The sequence below is a fragment of the Furfurilactobacillus siliginis genome (assembly GCF_001437435.1).
Taxonomy (GTDB): domain Bacteria; phylum Bacillota; class Bacilli; order Lactobacillales; family Lactobacillaceae; genus Furfurilactobacillus; species Furfurilactobacillus siliginis.
In genome coordinates this window covers 26557-49925 of the sequence record NZ_JQCB01000010.1, presented here as the reverse complement: position 1 = coordinate 49925, position 23369 = coordinate 26557, and the positions used below count along the sequence as shown (strand labels likewise).

Sequence of the window (23369 nt, the reverse complement as noted above, 5' to 3'; positions counted from 1 at the left end):
AAATGAGTAACTAATGGACAAACGATTTGAACAGCATTTTAAAGAACTTGGGTATGATCAAGCGACAGCCATTCAGACAGGGGTCGAACAACCTTTAATTGATGGTGAAAACGTGATTGGCTTAGCACCAACTGGATCAGGTAAGACAGTTGCTTTTACGCTGCCTTTACTGGAACAACTTTTACCAGGCGATGGTACCCAATTGTTGGTGTTAGCACCAAGTCAGGAATTAGCGCAACAGACGACTGCTGTCATGCGTGACTGGGCGGCTTTACTAGACATGAAGGTCGCTGCATTGACCGGTGGTGCTAACGTCAAACGGCAGATTGAAAAGTTAAAACAGAATCCTGAAATCGTCGTTGGTACGCCAGGTCGTGTTTTAAACTTGGTTAGTGATAAACGGTTGAAACTACATTTAGTCACTAGTGTTGTGATTGATGAAGCAGATGAATTGCTTGCCGGTGAAACGCGGACAGATGTGGAAGATATTATTCGTGAGGCACCACGCGATACGCAGCTTAGTTTCTTCTCAGCTACGAAGTCGAACGCGCTAACTGAAGTGACTGAAGAATTTGGCATCGACGTTAAAACAATTGACGTTCGTGCCGAAGATAACACACAAGGGCCGGTGCGCCATGGACTGATGGAATTGCCTGCTAATCAGCGTCCTGCTATGTTGCGTCGCTTTTCACGGATTCCAGGTTTTCAAGCCTTGGTGTTCTTTAACCAACTTGGTGAACTGGAACGGGCGGCAGCTGCGATGCGTCATGAACATGTACAAGCTGTTTCCCTCGCTGGTAAACAGCGGCAGGTCCAACGTGCCGATGCAATGCGCGACTTTCGTAATGGCAAGGTGACTTACCTATTGACGACTGATGTTGCAGCCCGTGGATTAGATATTCCCAACCTACCGGCAGTCATTAACTTTGATTTGCCAAGTTCACAAATCACATACACACATCGGGTTGGTCGTACTGGTCGGATGGGTGCCAGTGGATTGGTGATTAACTTTGGGAATGATCATGACCTGCGTAATATAAAACAAACGTTGCGTGGTAGTGACTATGTGTTGAAGCCACTGTACTTTGCACATAACGCCTTTGTTGATGAACGGCCAGCGCGGGCACCACGGGTAACTGATAAAATGCCTGTAGCCAAGTCCACGCGTGATCAAAAGACGGATAAGTCTAGGACAAGTCGAGTCGCCACTAGTAAGACGGATTTAGATACAGAAGTTGCACCAGTAGCACGCGTCTCAACGAAATCAACGCGGCCAGTTAAGCCACAACGTTCGGCAGGCAAGGCTCAGTTAAACGAGCCAGCTAAAAAATCACATTCTCATAAGAAGCATTCCAAAAATAAGGGGATGCGTCATAAGAATACACTGCGAAATGGAAAGGATTCATAATTATGCCACTTGTTAAATTTGATGTTATCGAAGGTCGTTCAAAATCCGAATTACGAGCTTTATTAGATGCTGAACATAAAATATTAGTACAGGATTTCGGAGTTCCGTTACGTGACCGGTACCAAATCGTGACGCAACACACTGCTGACGAAATGATCATTGAAGATACTGGCTTTGGTATCGAGCGGACTGATCAGTTTGTTATGATTCAAGTGACGATGCGTGCAGGGCGTACTGAAGAACAAAAGCGAACTTTCTACCAGGATCTAGTTGCCGAACTTGAAGCAACTACTAAAATTCAAAAGAATGATGTGATGGTTGTTATTAGCGAGAACGGTAGCCCAGATTGGAGCTTCGGTAATGGAGCGGCACAATTTTTGAACTAGTGTATACTAATTAACGGCGGTGACGACTGCTGTTTTTGACCCTATAGTTTAACTGGATAAAACTGCCGCCTCCTAAGCGGCTGCTCCCAGTTCGAGTCTGGGTGGGGTCATACAAAATGTGATGGGACGGCTTATTGTGGATAACAATACTGAATTAATTGATTACTTGGTTGATGCAATTGAGCGCAATGGAAAAGCAAAAAAGGTTCGTAAGAATGATAAAGCACGTAGTATTAGCTACATTGCTAATATGGGCGAACCAACCTTTGCTAAGCGGCGTCTGATCAGTATTATGCTGAAGATGATGCAAGCTGGGCTAATCGAGTTTGTCCGTTCAGAACCACGAATTGAATGGAATGAGACAGATTTTCCTGTGTTATTAGTTAAGTCAGATAAGGTGAAACAAAAGATGGCTGAGCTAATAATGGGCCAGTGAGACAAGAGGGGTCAGTAGCAAGCAATAATGCGGGCTGTCATGCGGGGTTGATTTTAACTTGGTAGTTCATAATCCGACCCCGCAACTGGACTTTTCAACTATTTAAATTCAGTAATCAAAAATATGGTGTTTGGGACATAATTCATCTTGTCCCAAACGCCATATTTTTTTATTTATGAACTTAAATAGTGAAAACATAGTACAAAAGTCAAGTCGTTGTGCAGAGGACGAACCACCTACCGGGTTTTAAACCAATTCGTACGGCCGTTCTAGGTCTTGCTCGCTACTTTCCGACTTTTGTCCCACTCTCGTACTTAATCTTGAAAGGCCCAATGATTGATTGGCCCCAACTTATGCCCAACGGCGATTTCATTTGCAATGGCCGCATTAACGTAGGCTTTTGCCAGCGTGATGGCGTCTTTGACACTGGCGCCTTTGCCAAGTTCTGCAGTAATGCAGGCTGACAAAGAATCACCAGTTCCATTAACGTGATCAGTTTGGATGTAAGGTGCACTTAACCAGAAGTGGTCACCGTTTTCAAGCAAAACAAAGTCACGAACGACGCTCTGGGTTGTATCTGCGTGTTTTCCCTTAACAATGACGTTTTTGGCGCCCATCTTCTGCAACTGGTGAGCAGCAGAGATGACGTCAGCATCAGTTTTTAACGTACGGTCTGTTAGCTTTTCAGCTTCATAAAAGTTAGGCGTAATCACTGTTGCTAAGGGGAGTAACCGTTCCCTGAGAGTTTCAAAAGCCTCGGCTTCTAATAATAGTGCACCATGCTTGGTCACAATGACAGGATCTACGACTAATGGTCCAAAGTTGACGCGCTGATAATTTGCAACCACGTTATTGATTAGCGATGCGTCAGCTAACATACCGGTTTTGGACGCACGAATGTCAAAGTCATCGGCCAGTGAAGTGAACTGTTGGTCAATGAAGTCTGTTGGCATGGCGGTAGCTGCTTGGATACCGTATGAATTACCAGCTACACAGGCGGTTACGATGGACATGCCATGAACGTGACGGGTGAAAAAAGTGCTCAGGTCAGCTTGCAAGCCAGCGCTGCCATCTGAGTCTGATCCGGCGATGGTGACGACTTGGGGAAATTCGTTTGCCATAAACAACACCTCGTTCCTAATTATTGCTGTAAGCGTATCACAAAGTCGCTTTAGAACGGGATTTTTCGTTTTATAAACGGTGTAATAGTCCCAAATAAAAAGTACTGAGGCTAGTATCAAACTTAACCTCAGTACTTTTGAATGATTGCTAAAGGCAGTTAGTGAGCTGCAAAGACGTTTTCTAGCATGGTAAATGAAATAAATGACACACCTGCTAAAGTCAGTCCGGCAATAATACCAACGACCAATCCAGTAACCACTTGGCCTGCGATCAAGCCGTATAGCAAGCCCACAAGAATGATGATGGGTAATACGCTGCCTGAAATCCAAACAATAAGTGAATCGTCGCGTTGCATGATGTAGCCTCCTTAAGGAATTAATATGGGTGACTATTCTTACTATCTATGTTGTATCATATTGGCAACGAAAGCATGTGATTCTAAGAGAAAACGGTTTCATTTCTTAGAATCACATCAAGGGAGGAGTTGGATAATATGTTAGACCAAGACTTTTTCACGAATCGCCCAACGGAAAGGATTGCTGCAGATCTATTGGGTCATGAGTTATTATATCAAGGCGAAAACGGCACGGTTGGCGGTCTTATCGTTGAAACCGAAGCGTATTTAGGCGACTTAGACACGGCAGCCCATGCCTTTGGACATCGCAAAAGTTCGGCTAACGCAGCGTTGTTTAGTGAACCAGGCACCCTGTACTTTTATACGATGCGCGGATTGATCCTAATGAATTTAATTTGTCAGCCAGCCGGAACACCACAAGGTGTCTTGCTGCGTGCCATTCAACCGACACAAGGCGAGGCTAAAATGCGGGAATTACGTCCTCAGCCAGGGGAAGAAGTGACAAACGGACCGGCCAAACTGACACAGGCGTTGGGTGTGACTAACTTGCAGTGGAATAATGTTAGTTTAGCTGAGTCACCATTTTCCATAACTGATCAACGGCGACTGATTCCACAGGAAATCGGAACAGCACCACGCGTTGGTGTCAGCGCGGGTGCGTGGCAGGATCGTGAGCTACGCTTCTATGTTGCAGGAAATGCATATGTCTCTGGGATGCGCAAACGATATATGAACTGGGCAACACAAGGGTGGTTACAAGCATAGTATTTGGTGACCATTGAAATTGCATAATTGCTGTCTTTCGGTAATAATTAATTATTACTGAAGGCATGGAGCGAGGGCAGCAGTATGAAACGTTTTTTTAAAATCTTTTTCCATCATTTTAATGATGCAGAAGTCGGTAATTCTGCCGTGATCTTAGCCTGGTATTCGTTGCTGTCGATTTTTCCAGCGGTGATTGTTGTTGGTAATTTATTACCACTGTTAGGCATTGATGCGCGCACGATTTTGACATATTTACAAACGGCTGTACCAGAGGATATCTACAAGACGCTTGCGCCAGCAATTTTATCGTTCTTACAGCGCGGAAATGGTGGTTTGCTATCCATTGGGGCGGTGGTGGCACTCTGGTCGACCAGTCAGGTAGCAGCTGCGTTTCAACGAACTGTCAATCAATCGTATGGTGTCGGCAAAAATCAAAGCGCGATTACCAACCGCCTGTTTTCGTTTTTGTGGATGATTCTGGTCATCATGATCATGGCTGCGATTATTGTGTTCTTTACGTTGGGACAAGTCGTTGTTAAGCAATTGACGCCCATTTTGCACCTTGGGCAAAACGTGTTTGATGTGGTGAGTTCGCTGAAATGGCCGGTGACATTTGTCATGTTATTTTTGCTATTATTACTACTTTATTATTTCTTGCCTAATGCGCGACTCAAGTGGCGGTATGTATGGGTAGGTGCGTTGAGTGCAACAGTCGCTTGGTTATTGTTATCACAATTATTTTCGTTGTACGTCGATTACTTTGCGCGCTCAGTGACAACCTACAAGACGGTTGGATCAGTGATTGTCATCATGATGTGGTTAGACTTTTCCGGTATTGTGATTTTGACTGGTGCTGTTTTAAATGCATCCGTTCAAGAATACTTTGGTGGTGCAATCACAGAAACCCGGCAGTCTTTTCACTGGCTAACAAGTGTTTGGAAACGAAAACAGAAACCGCAGCACTAAAATAAGCGTACTGGCATTTTTGCCGGTACGCTTATTTAACTGCTTTGAAAATATACCATCGTGAAAAGAAATAGTTAGCGATATTCGTAATACATTGATCGATTAACTTCACGATAATGTCGTTACCCTTGAATAAAGTAATCCCAATGAACAAAATCACAATGTCCATGACCAATGTTAGCGCCCGAAAGAAGTAAAAGGACCACATTTCTCTGGCGAGGCTGCGAAATGTTTCCGCGTGCGTTGCAAATACCCATAGCTTGTTGGTGAAGAAGGCAAAAGTCGTTGCCAGTGTCCACCCAATTGCGTTGGCGATTTGATAGTTCATTGGTGTCCATACGTCTAGAACCGTGAAGACCGACAAGTTGATGAGGAAGGCACACGTACCCCAGACGGCGTATTCAATTAGGGATTGGTGGGTTTTGATCCACTGAACCATGTCATATCGTCCTTTCATAATGGATATAAATATAGCATGTTTTCGAATCTGCGTTAACTGATTTTACATGTAAAGGGGCTCTGTAACATGGGAGAGTAAGGATGTTACGTAGTTGTAAAGGAATCGTTAAGCTTAGTCATAATGTGCTTGTATTAGTGTTATACCAGCGTTTTAAAGAGTTATGGACGTTTTTGGGACCCTGGTGTTATTAAATGATTTGCTGTAATGTACAAAACATGAAATTACACGAATTTTAATATGGATAGGAGCAACTTGTGATCGAAAACGCGAAAAAAATTGTTAATACTAAAAATACCTTTAAGAGCCTCAGTACTGTTGGCTTATTAACGTTATCAACGGTGTTATCATTAACGTTTCTCAGTGGGCATCCAGTAAATGTACATGCGGATGTTGCAACTAATCAAAATAATCAAACTAAACAAACGAGTAATCAACAGAGTTTAGTCAGTGCAACTAGCCATGCGATGTCAAGCAATGTGCATAGTACTGCTTCAAGTGCTGTTAGCAGTGTATCTAAAGCCAGCTCTGTGGCCAGTAGCAAACCTGCTAGTCAGACACCAGTTGCGAAGCCACAAGCAAGCCAAGCAGTCAGTTCCGTTGCTAGTCAGGCAAAAGCACCAGTTAAATCTGCAGCACCTGTACAAGCTACGAAGTCAGTAGCCCAAAGTGCAGCACCAAAAGTTGCAGCAACCGCCGCTGTTAAGCCCGTTGCAAAACCAGTAGAAGTTAATGGTTGGCAAAAGCAAGGCAACACTTGGCAGTATTTTACTAAGGGTGCAACTTCCAAGGGCTGGCAAAACATTAACAAGACTTGGTACTATTTTGACAATCAAGGTAAAATGACAACTGGTTGGTCAAAGCAAGCTAATACCTGGTACTACCTCCAAAATTGGGGTGGCATGGCCCAAAAATGGCAGTGGGTTAACAATAATTGGTACTATTTCCAAAATTCAGGAACGATGACGACTGGATGGTCATGGTCAAACAACAACTGGTATTATCTAAACAACGGTGGCGACATGCATCGTGGCTGGTTGTGGGATGGTCATAACTGGTACATTAATGAACGTACCAATGGTGAAACGTTGTATAACTGGCAATCTGTTAATGGTCAGTGGTACTTGATGGATCATAGTGGTCGGATGCAAACTGGTTGGGAACAGATGAATGGCCAGTGGTATCACATGGCAACCGGCGGTAATCTACAAACCGGTTGGCAAGTGATCAACAACAATTGGTACTATTTAACCAACAACGGTATGAAAACCGGCTGGAACTGGGTTAATGGCGCATGGTACAACTTTGCTGGCTGGGGTGGCATGAACACTGGCTGGTATAATGATGGCCATAACTGGTACCTTTTAAGTGACGCTGGCTGGATGTATACAAACCGCGTAACAGTTGGTAATAAGTTGTATTACTTCAACGGTGCCGGTCAGTGGCAAAATCATCCAGTTGATTGGAACAACAACTATGGTTACTATGCTGGCCAATGTACTGCATACGCTGCTAAAATGTTAGCAGCAGAGGGCGTTTCCCCTTATGGATTTGGAAATGCGGCACAATGGATCGACCATGCTTCACAAGTGACATACAATGATCCTAAAATCGGTATGATTGCATGGACGAATGCAGGTGGCTATGGTCACGTTGCATACGTAGATAATGTCTCTGGTTCTTGGGTACATGTTTCCGAAGCTAACTTTAATGGACAGGCTTACAGTTCACGTTGGGTTCGAATTAACGATGGTAGTTTTAGAGCTTACTTAACATTTTAAATATAAAAAAGATGACCTCAGCGACGCAAAATCGCTGAGGTCATCTTTTTTAGCACTTTAAAGGGCAGTCGCTTTTGCAATTATGTCATTTGCAAACTGATCGAGATGCTTGATATCGTCTTTATCCGGAGCTAGGTTGATTTTGATTTTGTCAGCACCACGAATTGCACCAGTACTTGCTAAACGTTCATCAAAACGATCTACGGCGACACCATAGTCATCCCCATAAAAAACATCACCAGAACCGGCAACACCGAATACTTTGCCAGTTAAGTCCAGTTCACTGAGGTCATCAAAATAGTCTAAACCTTCTTCTGGGAGGGCACCTTCATCGTATGTATAAGGAACGATGATAGTGATGTCACTTTTCAAAAGGTCAGCTGGGTCTGCTTGAGAAATTTCAACTTCCTGAACGGTTAGATCGGCATCCTCTAAAGCTTCTGTGATAATGTCAGCCACATCTTCATTGTTACCGGTAATGGTTGCAAAAACAACGGTTGCGAGCATCTGTTAGTCCTCCTGTAAAAGTTCTTGAATTTTTTGATAGTTATCTTGTGTGTCCATTTCATACATGGCACTGCTTTTTACCTCTCGCGTGCCAATGGAGAGCTCATCTAGCATTGCAACTGGAATATCATCCCAGTAAAAACGTTTTTCTTGCAGTTGCTGCAGCGTAGCATATTGCGGAAAGGCGTTTTTAATGATGGTGGCGGTAGATTTATTCCAGAAAGAAATACCTGACATGGAGGGTATTTCTTGGTCAGTGACCAGCATTTTGGTGACGCGACCGTCTTGATTTGTTTGAGGACACCATTCAGTTCCGTGGATGGTTCTCAGGACAGTCAAATAGGTACTTTCTGTCGGAACATCGGTAAACACATTGTCGCGCATGACCGTGTCAGCGTCGATAACAAAACTATCACCGAAAAAAGGTAATGCCAGTTGAAATGAGTAGCGATTATTGTAGTCTGCATAATGATCGTTGTAGTGGAGCACAATGTGCATGTCAGAAAAACGCTCTTGGAGATAGTTAAACTGATTTGCTAAGTAACCGGTTACGATGTGAACTTCAGTTATGTTAGCTGCTTGTAACATTGTGATCGTTCGCTCCAAATTAGGAACTCCGTTAATTGGTAGCAACGCTTTGTGGTGATGTTTTGTTAATTCTTTAAAACGACTACCAAGTCCGGCAGCCATGATGATGGCGTTCATAGATTCGCTCCTAGTATTAAGATCGTAAATGAATTATTTTTTTCAAAATTAGTTGTTGTGAGTCTGCAGTTAAAACGGATCCTGCAATGATTATAAAGGCAAAAAGTAATGCGGTAAAGGACAGGGCGTTACCGAAAAAAAGTCCGATAAAGATTGCCCACGCAGAGTAGCTAATGTTTAAACCCATGGCCTCCACGGCACCCAGTGTATTAATGGAGCGGTAGTAGAAACGATAGGACAGGGTACCTGCCAGTGCTGTGAGAAATAAGATGAAGCAGACCGGTGCTGTGAGAATCGAGAATGTCATTGAAAATCCACTTGGTATGAGTGGAACGATGATAATGGCGAAAACAACTGCGGAGATAAGTTGCCGGATTTGTAACGCCGTATCGGATGATAAGTCATTTTTCATACCATACGCAGAAATGACTGATTCGGATCCCCAGCCAATTACACACATTGCGGCAAAGAGAAATCCGATGGGGTTGACGCTGCTTTGCGTGCTTGCTGAAATACCGGCTAGCATTGTGCCGCTAATTGCTAATGTTAGCCCAAGAATCGTAGAAAACGTTGGTCGTTGTCGAAATATAATGAAGTTTAATAAGGCACCAAAGGCCGGATACATGGCCGAAATAATAGCTGTGTATCCTGGTCCAATAAAATGAATCGATAACGTATAACTGGTCATGCCAATGGGACCACCAAATATCGCTGCAAAAGCAACCCAACGGCCACTAGACTGATGAACTAGTGAATTCCAAAGCGACTTTAGATAAGATTGACCAGCTTGTTTGGCACCTATTAAAAGAAGCACGAGTGCTGAAAATGTATCATGCAAAAAGGTAGCTAGCAGTGGTGCTGTTCCTGTAAAACCCTTAAGTGGTGATTGCAGTAAAATGAATCCGATGAGGACTGTATCTAGGCCCCATAAAATACCGCCAGTGAGACCGCCTAGACGTTGCTCTAAGTACTGCTTACGACTAATCATGTCCGAGAATCCTCTCCAGTTCTTTTGCGGCACGATCGAAGCGTTTTTGACCGTAGTCACTGAAATCGACACCACTAGCAGTTTTGACAATTGCCCAAGTACTCCAGAGGATGTCCTGCAATGCTTTATAGATTTGGACCTTTTGCTGTAGTTTGATCGTATCAGAGCCATCATATTGGTGAAGGAAGTCAAGTTCTTCTTCTGAGTTAAAGTCGCTTTCATTCAGTAAAGCAGCTAAGTCCCAGGCTGGATCATTAAGTCCTGAGTACTCCCAGTCAATCAAATAAAGCTGATTATTATTACCTTTGATGAAGTTTTCTGGGACTAAGTCGTTATGGCAAGGTCGTTGCTCGATACCGAGTTGATCAAGTCTGGTTAATGCCTTAAGAACCTGTAGTCTCACTATGTCATAGTGTTTAAAGAAAGGCTGTTTTAAATCGATCACGGCTTGCTCGTAGCGGTGCCATTCGTCTGTGAATGAAAAGGTATTTGAAAAGGTCATTGATGAGGTATGAACTCGTTTTAAAAGCTGCGCGGCTTGACGATAATTTGTGGATAGACGCATTGAACGTGGCGATAGGGTCAGTGCTCCGGAAATTGTCTTAGTGATTTTTATACCTGAATCGTCCATGTACACAGTTGGTACATTGAAGTTTAACTCACTTGCTTGCTTTGCGTTTGGCTGTTCTGTTTTCCGGTTGATAAGTTTGCCAGTTCCCTTACCGGGGATGCGAATGAAGCATTCCTCCCACGTTCCGTCACTTTCTAACTGGACTTGTGCCGAATAGTTTGTATTGGTCATACCACCAGCGTAAGCAACATTTTTGACCGCCGTTATTGGCAGCTTTAGAACGTCTACGATGGTTTGCTGAGCGAGTTTAATCTGTTCATTTTGCTCATTGACCTTAATTTTAGGAAACGTTGTGTCACGTGCTTCGGTTAAGTCCTGCAAATTATCAATGTCTTTCCAACTAAGATTGTCACTTAGCAGACACTTTACAGAAATTGAATGGGCCAATCGTGTTATCAAGTATTCATAATTCAGCCACTGATTCTGATTGTTTAGGAAAGCCGCAAGCATTAACTTAAAAAAACCGTAGGAAAGTTTACTGAGACCAATCATTTCGGCAGAAAGTTCATTCATCTGACGAATGTCTTTTGAGATGCGGAGTAGCTGATTATTTTCATCGAAATCAACGAAAGCTTCGTCTCCAGAACCACTTAATGGTGCAGCTAAAATGACATTTGGTTGCCGTTCCTGCAACAGTAAGCTAAGCATTGCGTCATCGTATAGTAGATCACCTTCAATTAATAAAAATGAGTCAGAGATATATTTTGAAGCTGCCGCCAGAGAGGCCATGGTCCCAGTTGAGTCATAGTTATCGTTGATAACGAGTTGTACATCTGGGTTATTTTCCACTAGTTTTTTAATTGAATTTTGTTTAAACCCAGCAACGATGATTGTTTTCGTAATGCCGTGGCTGGCGAGTTGGTCAATGGTTCGTTGAAGCAATGGTTGATGATCAAATTCTTCCAATGCAACAGGATGATTGAAATCTTGAGTAGTACCGGCAGCTAAAATAACGGCCGTCGTGGGTTGCTTTTCTGATAGATCAGACCAAGTAGGTAAAGTACTATTGATTAACGACAAGGTGAACTGCTGACCTTGGGCACTGACCTGATAGTGTGGTGCTTGGCTATTCCCACTACGAATCACGAAATGTTTTTTCTCTAACTCAGCGAGAATGGCTTGCACTTTAGTTAATGAAAATTTTGTGCTTTTGGCCAATTGACGTTGAGAAAATGTGGCGGTGGCTTCCACTGCCTGTATATGTAATAGGACTTTTAAGATATCTGTTTTCTTTTGCATATTATGATTGCCTCCAGTTAGGTGTTCTGATTTCAGAACACCTAATACTATCACACGCTGTAAATAAATGTTAAAAGATTCCTATTTACTTAATAGACTAAAACATAAAATGATGCCCAAAGAATTCACTTTTCTGGTATGCTCTAATAGATATAAATCAGGTTTTATGAAACCTGTGGTAAAGAGGCCAAGATGAAAACGATTCGTAATTTGTTTTACAATGCGGCATATCAATTGCTGATTACGTTGATTCCGTTATTGACCCAACCTTATATATCTCGTGTTTTATTACCAACGGGTAACGGGATCTATACATACACCTGGTCAATCATTCAATACTTTGTGCTGATTGGCGATCTTGGGATTACCGTGTATGGAAATCGTGAAATTGCTTATCATCGCGATGATAAAGAGCAACGTTCACGGATATTTTGGGAAATAGAAATTCTTCAGTTATGTACGACCAGTATCGCGGTTGTTGGATTTTTGGTGTTTTTGCACTTTGACCGGCAATATTATGTTTTTCAGTTGCTGCAAATTATTTGGTTAATCGCACAAGGACTTGATATCTCATGGTACTTTATGGGGTTAGAGGACTTTAAAAAAACAGTTTTAAGAAACACCTTAGTGAAAATGATTTCTGTTGCATTAATATTTGTGCTGGTTAAAACACCTGACGATTTGGGCAAGTATATTTGTATTCAGGGCGGTGCACAATTGATTGGTGGATTATCCTTATGGCCATATCTAAGAGGTAGTATCGTTAAGGTATCATTGACGCTTAAGGGGATTCTAACGCATTTATATCCATCGTTCGTATTGTTTATTCCAAGCATTGCGATTCAAGTGTACGCGGTTGTTAATCGAACAATGTTGAAACAGTTCGATTCAACTATCTCGGCTGGGTACTTTAACTTTTCTGATTCATTAGTTAAAACGATCTTGTCAATTGTTACGGCGACCGGAACGGTTATGTTGCCTCATATTGCAAACAAGTTTGCGCAGGGTGACATCCGTGGTGTGAACAATAGTCTGTATCGAAATATGAATTTTGTAACTGCCTTATCAGTTCCACTGATGTTTGGTTTGGCAGCCTTAAGCGATAAATTTGCACCTTGGTTTTTTGGCTCACAGTACAGTGAGGTTGGGGAGCTAATGTTCTTTGAAGCGCCTATTATTTTATTTATTGCCTGGAGTACTGTCATTGGACGTCAATTCTTGATGCCAACTAAGCAGATTAGAAGTTATACAATTTCGGTTACGTTAGGCGCAATCGCAAACATCATAATCAACGTACCACTGATTATGTCGATAGGTGCACGCGGAGCCGCAATTGCGACGGTTGTTTCAGAGGGTTTAGTAACCGCCTATCAAGTGTATGCCGTACGTGGACAACTGCAATGGCGACGCATGTTTGCTGGCGCCTGGAAGTATTTATTGTGCGGTGGTGCAATGTTTGTCGTCGTCTTCTTTATTAACACAAAAGTTAAGATGTCCTTTCTAAGTTTGGGTTTCGAAGTGATTATTGGTATTATTGTGTATACAGTTGGACTGTTATTAACACGGGCGTATATTATTGAAGAAGTTCGAGGCCTAATTCGCAGTCGTTTGCATTAACCTGTTGTACTTAAGAAAGCTAAGAAAAGTTCTGTTGTATTTCAGCAGAGCATGATTAAAGGGGATTGTTTCTAATCGAAAATGAAATACCTGTTCAAGGTATCGTTTACCGAATCAGTAAACGGAGTATTGACGTGATTCTATCGTTAGTAGCCTTGGTACTATTAAGTCCAGTGTTTTTGGTTGTATGGTTAACATATAAGGTTAGCTCATCTAATCGAGGACCTGTAATCTACCGCCAACAGCGTGTTGGTAAAAATAATCATGATTTTTATATTTTGAAATTTAGATCGATGGTTGTCGGAGCCGATGAAAAATTAAAAGCCGATCCAAAACTTTATCAACAATATCTTGATAATAATTACAAACTACCGCCTGATCTTGATCCAAGAATTACGCAGTTTGGAAAATGGTTGCGGAGATCATCTGTTGATGAATTGCCACAGTTCGTTAACATCTTGCGCGGGGACATGTCTCTGATTGGACCGCGTCCTGTTGTTCGTGATGAACTATCCGAGTACGGCAATCGAGTAAATAAATTGCTATCTGTTACACCTGGAGCTATGGGATTGTGGCAGGCTAGCGGGCGTAGCAATATTGGCTACCCAGAGCGCTGCGAAATGGAATTGTATTACGTGGATCACGCGTCTTTTTGGTTTGATGTCAAAATATTCTTCCGGAATATTTTTCACATTGCAACGTCAGATGGCGCCTATTAATTATTTGATAAATGGAGTAGTTAGATGAATACAAAGATTGTTGTGGCCACACATAAGAATTATGTAATGCCAGCAGACAGTGACCTTTATCTTCCTGTATTTGTAGGTAAAGCGTTGCATCCAGATGTGAACGATACATTTCAAGGTGATAATACAGGCGATAATATTTCAGTCAAAAACAGTAGTTACAATGAGTTGACTGCACTGTATTGGGCGTGGAAGAATATTTCGGCTGATGCAGTCGGGCTTGTGCACTATCGTCGGTATTTGAGTGTTGGTCATAAAGCGGATATAGCAACTTTCTTGAATAAGGAGCAAACGGACTCCTTGTTGAGTCAGGCGGACATTATCTTGCCTAAAAAGCGTAATTATTATATCGAATCGAATTATTCACATTACATTCACGCACATCACAGAGCACCAATTGATACAACTAGAGAGATCATTGCCGAAGATTATCCAAAGTATTTAGCATCTTTTGACGATGTTATGAAACGACGCAGTGCACATATGTTCAACATGTTTGTGATGAAGTCAAAGTGGTTGGACCTGTACTGCACGTGGTTGTTTGATATCTTAGGGAAATTAGAGACCCGTATAGATGTGTCTGAGTACGACACATATGAAGCGAGAGTGTATGGCTTTATTAGTGAACGGTTGTTAGATGTTTGGTTGGAAACATTAAAACCTTCATTTGTCGAGGTGAACTATGTGCATATGGAAAGTGAACATTGGCTGAAAAAAGGGTCAACTTTCCTTGAACGTAAATTACATCCGCAAATTCGAAATTAGGTACAAACAATGAAACTAGTAATCTTAACTCCATATATGAATGGTTTTGGCGGCACAGAAAAAGTGGTCGCCAATTTTTGTGATGCATTTAAACTCGTTTCGCCAACAGATGTCACTTTAAAGGTGATTGATTTAGGTGGAACAACAGATACCGCTTGGACATTAAATCGGCCCATAACGGTCGTTGGCTTAGGAAAACATCGATTCACCAGAAATATTCAATACGCGTTGACCCTTTATTCAAGAATCAGCAAAATCTTGAGGCAAGAAACGCCTGATTTTCTAATTAGTACGAATCCTCTGATGTGGAGTTTTGCAAAACGAATCTGTGAGAAAACGAGTCTACAGACTAAGGTTATTGCGTGGTACCATTACTCGCTTTCGAGAAAGCCAGTTCGTAGCCAAATGTTAAGGGCGGCGGACTTTTATTGGGCAATTAGTAGTGGTATTCGTGATGAGTTGATTGCTGCAGGTATTGAAAAAGCTAAAATTCAGTTGGTTTTTAATCCCGTAGTACCGCAATCTGAGATGATTAGTCGTTCAAAAAATCATAATCGTTTGGTTTACATGGGACGGACGATTTTAGATGGACAAAAAAATCTGCGCGAATTATTACTCGCCTTGGCTAATGTGAAATATGACTGGCAGCTAGATGTTTATGGTGACGGTGAAGATCGGGACAAGGCGCCAGAATTGGCGCAACAGTTAGGGATTGCAGAACGCGTCAAGTGGCATGGATTTGTTCCAGATTCTTGGCAGCAGATTACCGAAGCAGATGCTTTGATTTTGACTTCGACATATGAAGGCTTTCCGATGGTTCTTGTTGAGGCGTTATCGTATGGCGTCTATGTTATTTCTTCAGACGTGCAGACTGGTCCTCAAGATATTATCGATTCTGGCAACGGTCAGTTATATGATCTTGGTAAAATCGAACAATTACAACAAGCAATAGAACGCGTATTGCGTGATGATAATATGCCACGACAACAGGCTTTGGTTGAGTCGGTTGAAAAGTATTATTTGAACAATTACATGACTAATGTTTTAGCGTTATTGAAAGGGTAAAATTAAAATGACAAAATATGATTATTTGATTGTTGGAACAGGTTTATTTGGTGCTACGTTTGCTTATGAAGCTGCTAAGCGAGGCAAACGTGTTAAAGTAATCGAAAAACGGGATCACATTGCCGGCAATATTTATACAAAGGAACAAGATGGCATTCAGGTTCATCAATATGGAGCCCACATTTTTCATACTTCTGATAAGGATATCTGGGATTACATTCAACAGTTCGCTGAATTTAATCGATACACCAATTCACCGGTTGCTAACTATAAAGGTGAACTTTATAACTTACCGTTTAATATGAATACCTTCAATAAACTATGGGGTGTTACAACACCGGCGGAAGCTAAGGCGACAATTGATGCGCAAAAGAAGGCAGCAAACATTGGTGATCACACACCTAAAAACCTTGAAGAACAAGCCATTTCATTAATTGGAACTGATATTTATACTAAACTCATCAAAGGCTACACAGAGAAGCAGTGGGGACAAAAAGCGACTGACTTGCCGGCTTTTATCATTCGCCGCTTGCCTGTTCGATACACATTTGACAACAATTACTTCAACGACACCTATCAAGGTATTCCAATCGGCGGGTACACGCAGATTGTCGAGAAAATGTTGGATAATGATTTGATTGATGTGGAAACAGGTGTGGATTTCTTTGATAACAAAGCGCAATACATTAAAGACTATCCTCGAATTATCTTTACTGGTATGATCGATCAGTTCTTTGATTACCAACTTGGCGAACTTCAATATCGATCATTACGTTTTGAAACAAGTGAGGTAGATGTTGATAACTATCAAGGTAATGCGGTTATTAACTATACTGATGCGGAAACACCATATACACGTGTGATCGAACATAAGCATTTTGAATTTGGTAAAGGTCAGAAAGATAAAACAATCGTGACACGTGAGTATCCTGCAACATGGAAGCGCGGTGACGAACCGTACTATCCAATTAATAACAAACAGAACAATGATTTATATACGCAGTATCGCAAGTTAGCCGAAAGCGAGCCCACAGTTTTATTTGGTGGTCGATTAGGAATGTACCGTTATTATGATATGCATCAAGTGATTCACGCAGCTTTAACGGCGGTGGATACAGAATTTAAATAAACATCAATTAGGATTAAGCAAAGGCCGTACTTCCACGTAAAATGGAGTGCGGCTTTTGTTTTGCTAAGTTTGATAAACCAAAAACGGTAGTACACAAATTTTGGTATACTTAGACGGAGTTTACTAGAAATTACAAAGGAGAGGGGAGGCTAACTAATGAGCAATTTACGTGAAGGCGAGTATGTTGCTATCAAGAGTTATAAACATGATGGGTCATTACATCGTACTTGGCGGGATACGATGTTACTTAAAAATACTGAAAATGAGTTTATCGGTGTTAATGATCACACGTTGGTTACGGAGGATGACGGGCGTCGCTGGGTGACCCGGGAGCCTGCAATCGTCTATTTTCATAAACACTATTGGTTTAATATCATCGCCATGATTCGTGATAATGGGGTTTCTTATTACTGTAATTTGGCATCGCCGTACACATTAGACAATGAAGCACTAAAGTATATTGATTACGATCTAGATGTAAAAGTTTTTCCAAACGGAGAACGAAAACTTTTAGATGTTGATGAGTATGATGCACATGGAAAAAATTGGCACTATTCAGCAGAACTTGATCAAATACTGAAGACTAATGTCAAGGTATTGATCGATTGGATTGAAAACGGAAAGGGTCCTTTTTCCGAAGCGTACATTGACCTTTGGTATCGTCGATATCAGCAACTGTCGCAGGTGTCACAACATTGATTGGACTAGAATGAGGTGAGCTTATTTTTACAAAGCTGAAAGATATGAATGCTTTATATTGGGTACTGGTAGCATTGGCGACTGTATCTTTTATTTGGATTTGTACAAAATTAGACTTTTTATTTAAGCCTTTGGGAATGTTTGTTTCAGCGGTTTTTGTGCCGCTGATAATTGCTGGGTTTATGTTTTATATGTTGAATCCAGTCGTCGAGTTATTGATGAAAATTCGAATAAAAAAATGGCGAGTGAGTCGTAGTATTGCGGCTCTGATTGTCATTGTTACGTTAATAGCATTAGTTGTTTTAGGAATTTTCTCGTTGGTTCCCTTGCTAACTAATCAGATTGGTCAGTTGATCCAAAATGCACCACATATCGCTGCACAATCACAAAAACAAATCTCGGGTTTTATAGATCATAGTCATTTCATGCATAATGCAGATGTTCAGGCTTACGTTAAGACTTTGGAGTCTTCGTTTGCAGGATGGGCTCAAGGATTTATTAAGTCAGTGACAACTAGCTTGGGAACCGTTGTGGGGACTATCACGAATGTCACAATAACGGCCATTACTGTTCCAGTTGTATTGTTTTATATGCTTAGCGATAGCAATAAATTTTTGCCGGCAATTAAACGATTTTTCCCAGCTAAAAGAGAACAGCAAGTGACGGATTTGCTGAGAAAAATGGGCAATACGATTTCGCAGTATATCAGTGGACAAGTTATCGAGTGCTTGTTTGTCGGTGTTTTTACGACGTTAGGCTACTTTTTGATTGGCATGCCGGTGGGATTGCTTTTAGGAATTATTGCTGGTCTGTGTAATATTATTCCCTATGTTGGTCCATATATTGGGATTACACCAGCGATTATTGTTGGCTTGATCTTAGCGCCTTCAAAATTGCTGTGGGTAATCGTTGTTGTTATCGTCGTTCAACAGATTGACGGCAACATCATTTATCCAAATATCATTGGCAAATCATTAAAAATCCATCCGTTAACAATTATCATCTTGCTGCTTGCAGCAGGTCATCTTGCAGGGATTCCCGGCATGATTTTATGTATTCCGTTCTACGCAGTATTACGTACGGTGGTTATTTATGTGTGGAATATTCTGCAATTGGATCGTGAAAAAGAGATGAATAACATAAAAGACTAGGAACTGTAATTTAATTGAAAAAGGTATCTGTTAGTATAACCTTTAAGGTATCTTAAAACTTGTAACTGGTTTCTAGAAAGGCTATACGATTTTGACAACAAAAAAGACACATTTTAAATTATATAAAAAAGGTAAGCAGTGGTTAGTTGCTGGATTGACACTAGGGGCAATCGCTGTTGGAACAGTAAATGCTGAGGCCAATGTAGCTAGTGACACAACTTCTGGAAGTGAAGCCTCATCAGTAGCCTCACTAGATTTAACTTCTCAAGCCTCAAGCTCACAAGGGTCTGCGGCATTGTCCACTGTGTCTCATAAATCAACAGCGTCTACTAGTCAGGCAGCTACAAGTGCTTCTGAAATAGCTAACTCAGATAGTAGTCGGGCTGATGCTCAAACGACAAGTAATCAGCCTAAGTCTACGGCAGCGTCTGTTAGTTCCAATAAGACAGTTGTGAACACTGATTTGTCAGCGGCTACTTCTGTAAATACTGATGCAGCTGCTAGTCAATCAACAGCTAATGAAGTCGCCTCAACTAATATTGTTGAGGTAGATGAATCGGCAAATGAACAACAGATGTCTGAGGCTAAGAGTGCGGCTACTGAACGCTATGAAACAACTGGACAGCCTCAAGAGATTGTTAGAGTTGCGGCTGCAGCTTACTCTTACCAAGATGCCTTTTTAGATGCCATCAAAGATGGTGCTATCCAAGGATGGCAAAAATACGGTGTGTTGCCATCTTTAACAGCTGCGCAAGCTATTTTAGAATCTGGATGGGGTCAATCATCACTTTCATCGGTATATCATAATCTTTTTGGTATTAAAGGAAGCTACAATGGAAATTCCGTTTTAATGCCAACCTACGAAGATTATGGGTATGGATTAGTTTTGATTAATGACTATTTTAGAGTTTATCCAGATGCAGCTGCTAGTGTCTTGGATCATGCATTATTTTTAAATGCTAATTCTAGATACCATAATTTGTTATGGCAAAAAGATGCATGGACTGCCGTTTCTTTGATTCGGCAAGATGGTTATGCAACAGCGATGAACTATTCTACCTCGCTGTTTAATATCATTAACGCATATAATTTAACTTCTTGGGACAAATTGGCGTTCAATACGAGTAAGTGGAATTACACTAGTAACGGCTGGCAATATGTCGCTCCTAACGGCAGCCTTTCAAAGGGCTGGTTTCAAGACACAACCAAGCAATGGTACTATGCTAATAACGCTGGTACTATGCAAAGTTGGTGGCTTAATCAAGATAACAAATGGTACTTTCTTGGGACAGATGGCGCACGAAAAACTGGCTGGGTTAATCCTGGGAATAAATGGTATTACCTAGACAATAACGGCGTGATGCAGCAGAATTGGGTGTTCACCGGCAACCAGTGGTATTATTTGAATCCATCTAACGGTGGTGCTAGACAAACAGGCTGGCTTGCAAATGGTGGTCACTGGTATTATTTAAATACTGCTAATGGAACCATGGCTAAAAACTGGTTCTTTACTGGTAATGAGTGGTACTACGCCAATGCAAGTGGTGCTATGCAAACGGGCTGGCAAACAATTAATGGTGCTCGGTATCATCTGACCAATTCGGGAACGCTGAGTCGCTGGTGGTTCCAGGACGGTGGCAAATGGTACTTTAGTAAGGATAACGGTGTTGTTCAAACTGGTTGGCAGTTCGTTAATAAGGCATGGTACTATCTTGGCTCAAATGGGCAGATGGCAACTAACTGGATGGATCAAGGTGGGAAGAAATACTATCTTGATCCAAAGACTGGGGCAATGGCGTCTTGGTGGAAATACATGAACGGGCACTGGTACTTCTTTAACCGAAGTGGGGTAATGGAGACTGGTTGGTACCTTGTGAATGGGTCGTGGTATTATGCTGATAAGAACGGGTATATGCAGACGAATTGGCTTAATTTAGATGGAAAGCGCTACTACCTTAATCCTAAGACCGGGGTCATGGCATCTTGGTGGCAGTATATGAATGGACACTGGTATTTCTTTAATACGAACGGTTCCATGCAAGTTGGTTGGGTGACCATCAACGGTAAGAACTATCACTTTACGGCTAGTGGTGTAATGGATCGAATGTAGCGTTTAAGTTAGCGTACAATTCTGATCTTAGAGTCTGCATCAATAAACGAATAAGGTAATTTGTCCACGGTTTCACTGTTTAAGTTCGTAACTCAAAAAAGTGTCTGGGACTGCGATTGGCCTTGTCAAATTGACAGGGCTGATCACAGTCTCGGACACTTTTTTAATTATGAATGGAAAAGGTTAAAGAAAATATGTGATTTGCTTTGTATCGTGGCATAAATGAAATGGATACCTTTTAAGTGATTCATTGGATGATAGACAATCAACTTTGGAAGTTTGACATTGATTCGAACAGCATATGCTTCTTAAATAGTTCTTACGAGTGCAATTGGCATTCACCAGGTTGAAAGTGTGAAGATAGTAATTGTGTCGGAAAAAATAGATATTAGGCCATTTTAAAATGAAATGCATGTAGCATACCGATGACCATTCGATTTATTGGTGCTTGGTTCAATAGCGTAATTTATGTGGCGGCCGATTATGATAACTGATATCAGTATTTGAAATATGAGTATTGTTTTATTTTTTTACAATGATTTGCTTAATATGTTGTTCAACGTCAATTTCTTGTGTATCCTTCATAGGTAGCTGTAGATAATTGAGAGATGAGGTTCGGTAATGAAGAACGTGGGAGCCGTGTTGGTTACATACAACCGATTGGCTTTATTAAAAGAAAGTGTTGCGGCAATTTTAAGCCAAACGCACCCGGTTAATGAATTAATAATAGTTAATAATAATAGTACAGACGGGACTGCTGATTTTTTAGAAAGTCTACAAGCCAGTCAAAATAATATCACGATTGTATCCACAACAGAAAATATTGGTGGGGCTGGTGGCTTTAGCCTCGGAATGAACAGCGCTATACAGAATCGCACTAACGATTTTTTATGGGTTATGGATGATGACACAATTCCTAAGGCCGATGCTTTAGAAAAATTAATTAATCCTTTTGCTGATCAAATCGTTGGCGACGGATTCACCTGTAGTAATGTCCGTTGGACTGATGGCGGAGCAGCTGTGATGAATATTCCGTACATAGTAGGGCAGTGGAATAATTTGGCTGATAAAGGATTAGTGGCAGTGAAGGCTGCGTCATTCGTTTCTTTGTTAGTTCCAATCAAAACGGTAAAAAAATTAGGTTTACCAATTAAAGAATTCTTTGTCTGGGGCGATGACTATGAATTTACGGTTCGAATCTCAGAAAAATATGATTGTTATTGTGTCACCGATAGCATCGTTATTCATAAGATGACCGCTAATCATGGTGTAGATATAGTTTCGGATAGTGAAGGACGGATCCCTAGGTATTATTATAGTTATCGTAATTCTATTTATACTGAATCGCATCATGGTGGGTTTCATGGATTGTTCACGCAACTTTTACGTGATGTATATGCGATTTATAAAGTTATCAGACATAGTCCAAATAAGCGAATGAAACGGATAAACATAATTTTGAAGGGCATGTTTGCAGGATTTGTGTTTAGACCACATATTACATTCCCTGATCAAAAAGGAAATTCATAATGAGTCAGAATCAATTATCACTAGTTGAAATTCATGATCGCGAACTAAAAATGCTCGCTTATTTGAATGCAATTTGCCAGGAAAACGACTTGGAATATTTCTTATGTGGTGGGACGTTAATTGGTGCGGTTCGACACAAAGGTTTTATTCCATGGGATGATGATGTCGATATTTACATGAAGCGTGAAGCTTATAATAAGCTTCTGAAGATATTGGAGCAAGATGGTGAATATGATTTGTTTAGCTTATATTCGCATCACGACTATTATTATTCTTATGCAAAACTGGTTGATCCGCACACACAAGTAATAGAATCAAATAAGTATGATATTGCCGATTACGGTTTGTTTATTGATATCTTTCCACTGGACTGTTTACCAGAGGGTTCTTTGAAGGCTAAATTGTTTTTGATTCATGAAAGTATTTCACGAAAATTATTAATGACGGCCATTCAAAAATATAGCTTGCATAAAAATCCAGTGAAACGGGTTGTTGTTAAGTTAACACACATGATTGGGGCTCGGCGCTTTGCCGAGCAATTAGATAAGTTGGCACAAAGGTATAATGGGCGTTCTAATGCATCAGCATATGCAGATGCAAGCGGTGCACTGTTTACACAATACAAGCTGGAAAGCTCATGGTTCGCTGGAAAAACGCAATTGCCTTTTGAAGAGCATATGCTATCAGTTCCAACTAAATATGATGAGTACTTAAAATATTCCTACGGCAATTATTTACAGATGCCCGCGGTGGATCAACGAGAAGATCATCATTTAGACGTAAAGATTCGATAAGGATGAGGAGAAAGATT

23 protein-coding genes and 1 tRNA gene are annotated in these 23369 nt (G+C 41.2%); 17 read left to right on the top strand and 7 right to left on the bottom strand.

The window, feature by feature from the left end; all coding sequences use genetic code 11:
* Positions 1-13 precede the first annotated feature (13 nt).
* The 4 genes from IV55_RS07640 to IV55_RS10165 all read left to right on the top strand — a co-directional run bounded on the left by IV55_RS07640 (position 14) and on the right by IV55_RS10165 (position 2230).
* Positions 14-1408, top strand: a complete 1395-nt coding sequence (locus IV55_RS07640; protein ID WP_057810965.1) for a DEAD/DEAH box helicase — start codon at positions 14-16, stop codon at positions 1406-1408.
* Between the two features lie 2 nt (positions 1409-1410).
* Positions 1411-1794, top strand: coding sequence for a tautomerase family protein (locus IV55_RS07635; RefSeq protein ID WP_057810963.1), 384 nt, complete (start codon positions 1411-1413; stop codon positions 1792-1794).
* A 37-nt stretch (positions 1795-1831) separates the two neighbouring features.
* Positions 1832-1904, top strand: a tRNA-Arg gene (locus tag IV55_RS07630).
* Between the two features lie 26 nt (positions 1905-1930).
* Positions 1931-2230, top strand: a complete 300-nt coding sequence (locus tag IV55_RS10165) for a hypothetical protein (protein WP_146993605.1) — start codon at positions 1931-1933, stop codon at positions 2228-2230.
* A gap of 314 nt (positions 2231-2544) precedes the next feature.
* Here IV55_RS10165 and thiD read toward each other — a convergent pair whose 3' ends face one another.
* Both thiD and IV55_RS07620 read right to left on the bottom strand, forming a co-directional pair.
* Positions 2545-3351 (bottom strand): bifunctional hydroxymethylpyrimidine kinase/phosphomethylpyrimidine kinase, encoded by an 807-nt coding sequence (gene thiD, locus IV55_RS07625; protein ID WP_057810961.1) that lies wholly within the window; start codon positions 3349-3351, stop codon positions 2545-2547.
* A 158-nt stretch (positions 3352-3509) separates the two neighbouring features.
* Positions 3510-3707 (bottom strand): hypothetical protein, encoded by a 198-nt coding sequence (locus IV55_RS07620; protein ID WP_057810959.1) that lies wholly within the window; start codon positions 3705-3707, stop codon positions 3510-3512.
* 138 nt (positions 3708-3845) lie between these two features.
* Here IV55_RS07620 and IV55_RS07615 point away from each other — a divergent pair, with 138 nt between their 5' ends.
* On the top strand, positions 3846-4472 hold the full coding sequence (locus tag IV55_RS07615) for a DNA-3-methyladenine glycosylase (protein ID WP_057810957.1): 627 nt from the start codon (positions 3846-3848) through the stop codon (positions 4470-4472).
* An 84-nt stretch (positions 4473-4556) separates the two neighbouring features.
* The gene (locus tag IV55_RS07610; protein ID WP_057810955.1) at positions 4557-5438 is read left to right on the top strand and encodes a YihY/virulence factor BrkB family protein; all 882 of its coding nucleotides are present in this window, start codon (positions 4557-4559) and stop codon (positions 5436-5438) included.
* Between the two features lie 31 nt (positions 5439-5469).
* On the opposite strand, the gene IV55_RS07605 is transcribed toward IV55_RS07610, so the two are convergent.
* Positions 5470-5877 (bottom strand): GtrA family protein, encoded by a 408-nt coding sequence (locus IV55_RS07605; RefSeq protein WP_057810953.1) that lies wholly within the window; start codon positions 5875-5877, stop codon positions 5470-5472.
* Positions 5878-6152: 275 nt separating this feature from the next.
* On the opposite strand from IV55_RS07605, the gene IV55_RS07600 reads away from it, so the two are divergent.
* Complete coding sequence (locus IV55_RS07600; protein ID WP_057810951.1) at positions 6153-7676, top strand: CHAP domain-containing protein; 1524 nt, start codon at positions 6153-6155, stop codon at positions 7674-7676.
* 57 nt (positions 7677-7733) lie between these two features.
* Here IV55_RS07600 and IV55_RS07595 read toward each other — a convergent pair whose 3' ends face one another.
* The 4 genes from IV55_RS07595 to IV55_RS07580 are packed head-to-tail and all read right to left on the bottom strand — an operon-like array spanning position 7734 to position 11746.
* Positions 7734-8183, bottom strand: coding sequence for a flavodoxin (locus IV55_RS07595; RefSeq protein WP_057810949.1), 450 nt, complete (start codon positions 8181-8183; stop codon positions 7734-7736).
* A gap of 3 nt (positions 8184-8186) precedes the next feature.
* Complete coding sequence (locus IV55_RS07590) at positions 8187-8888, bottom strand: NTP transferase domain-containing protein (protein WP_057810946.1); 702 nt, start codon at positions 8886-8888, stop codon at positions 8187-8189.
* Positions 8889-8904: 16 nt separating this feature from the next.
* A complete protein-coding gene (locus IV55_RS07585) occupies positions 8905-9876 on the bottom strand; it encodes a DMT family transporter (protein ID WP_057810944.1) in 972 nt (323 codons plus the stop codon).
* Positions 9869-11746, bottom strand: coding sequence for an NTP transferase domain-containing protein (locus IV55_RS07580; protein WP_057810943.1), 1878 nt, complete (start codon positions 11744-11746; stop codon positions 9869-9871). Before IV55_RS07580 ends, IV55_RS07585 begins: the two co-directional genes overlap by 8 nt.
* Before the next feature lie 192 nt (positions 11747-11938).
* Here IV55_RS07580 and IV55_RS07575 point away from each other — a divergent pair, with 192 nt between their 5' ends.
* The 10 genes from IV55_RS07575 to IV55_RS07530 all read left to right on the top strand — a co-directional run bounded on the left by IV55_RS07575 (position 11939) and on the right by IV55_RS07530 (position 23352).
* Positions 11939-13363 carry an oligosaccharide flippase family protein gene (locus IV55_RS07575; protein ID WP_057810941.1) on the top strand — a complete coding sequence of 475 codons (1425 nt, stop codon included), beginning with the start codon at positions 11939-11941 and terminating at the stop codon, positions 13361-13363.
* 74 nt (positions 13364-13437) lie between these two features.
* Positions 13438-14082 (top strand): sugar transferase, encoded by a 645-nt coding sequence (locus IV55_RS07570; protein WP_057810981.1) that lies wholly within the window; start codon positions 13438-13440, stop codon positions 14080-14082.
* Positions 14083-14106: 24 nt separating this feature from the next.
* A complete protein-coding gene (locus IV55_RS07565; RefSeq protein ID WP_057810940.1) occupies positions 14107-14874 on the top strand; it encodes a DUF4422 domain-containing protein in 768 nt (255 codons plus the stop codon).
* A gap of 9 nt (positions 14875-14883) precedes the next feature.
* On the top strand, positions 14884-15939 hold the full coding sequence (locus IV55_RS07560; protein WP_057810938.1) for a glycosyltransferase: 1056 nt from the start codon (positions 14884-14886) through the stop codon (positions 15937-15939).
* 7 nt (positions 15940-15946) lie between these two features.
* Positions 15947-17068 (top strand): UDP-galactopyranose mutase, encoded by a 1122-nt coding sequence (gene glf / locus IV55_RS07555; protein WP_057810936.1) that lies wholly within the window; start codon positions 15947-15949, stop codon positions 17066-17068.
* A gap of 156 nt (positions 17069-17224) precedes the next feature.
* Entirely contained in the window at positions 17225-17767 is a 543-nt protein-coding gene (locus IV55_RS07550) for a DUF402 domain-containing protein (RefSeq protein WP_057810934.1), read from the top strand.
* A gap of 44 nt (positions 17768-17811) precedes the next feature.
* Positions 17812-18918: an AI-2E family transporter gene (locus tag IV55_RS07545; protein ID WP_057810933.1), complete on the top strand. Its 1107-nt coding sequence runs from the start codon at positions 17812-17814 to the stop codon at positions 18916-18918.
* Between the two features lie 91 nt (positions 18919-19009).
* Positions 19010-21028, top strand: a complete 2019-nt coding sequence (locus IV55_RS07540; protein WP_057810931.1) for a glucosaminidase domain-containing protein — start codon at positions 19010-19012, stop codon at positions 21026-21028.
* A gap of 621 nt (positions 21029-21649) precedes the next feature.
* Entirely contained in the window at positions 21650-22558 is a 909-nt protein-coding gene (locus IV55_RS07535; protein WP_057810929.1) for a glycosyltransferase family 2 protein, read from the top strand.
* Entirely contained in the window at positions 22558-23352 is a 795-nt protein-coding gene (locus tag IV55_RS07530; protein WP_057810927.1) for a LicD family protein, read from the top strand. Before IV55_RS07535 ends, IV55_RS07530 begins: the two co-directional genes overlap by 1 nt.
* Positions 23353-23369: the final 17 nt, after the last annotated feature.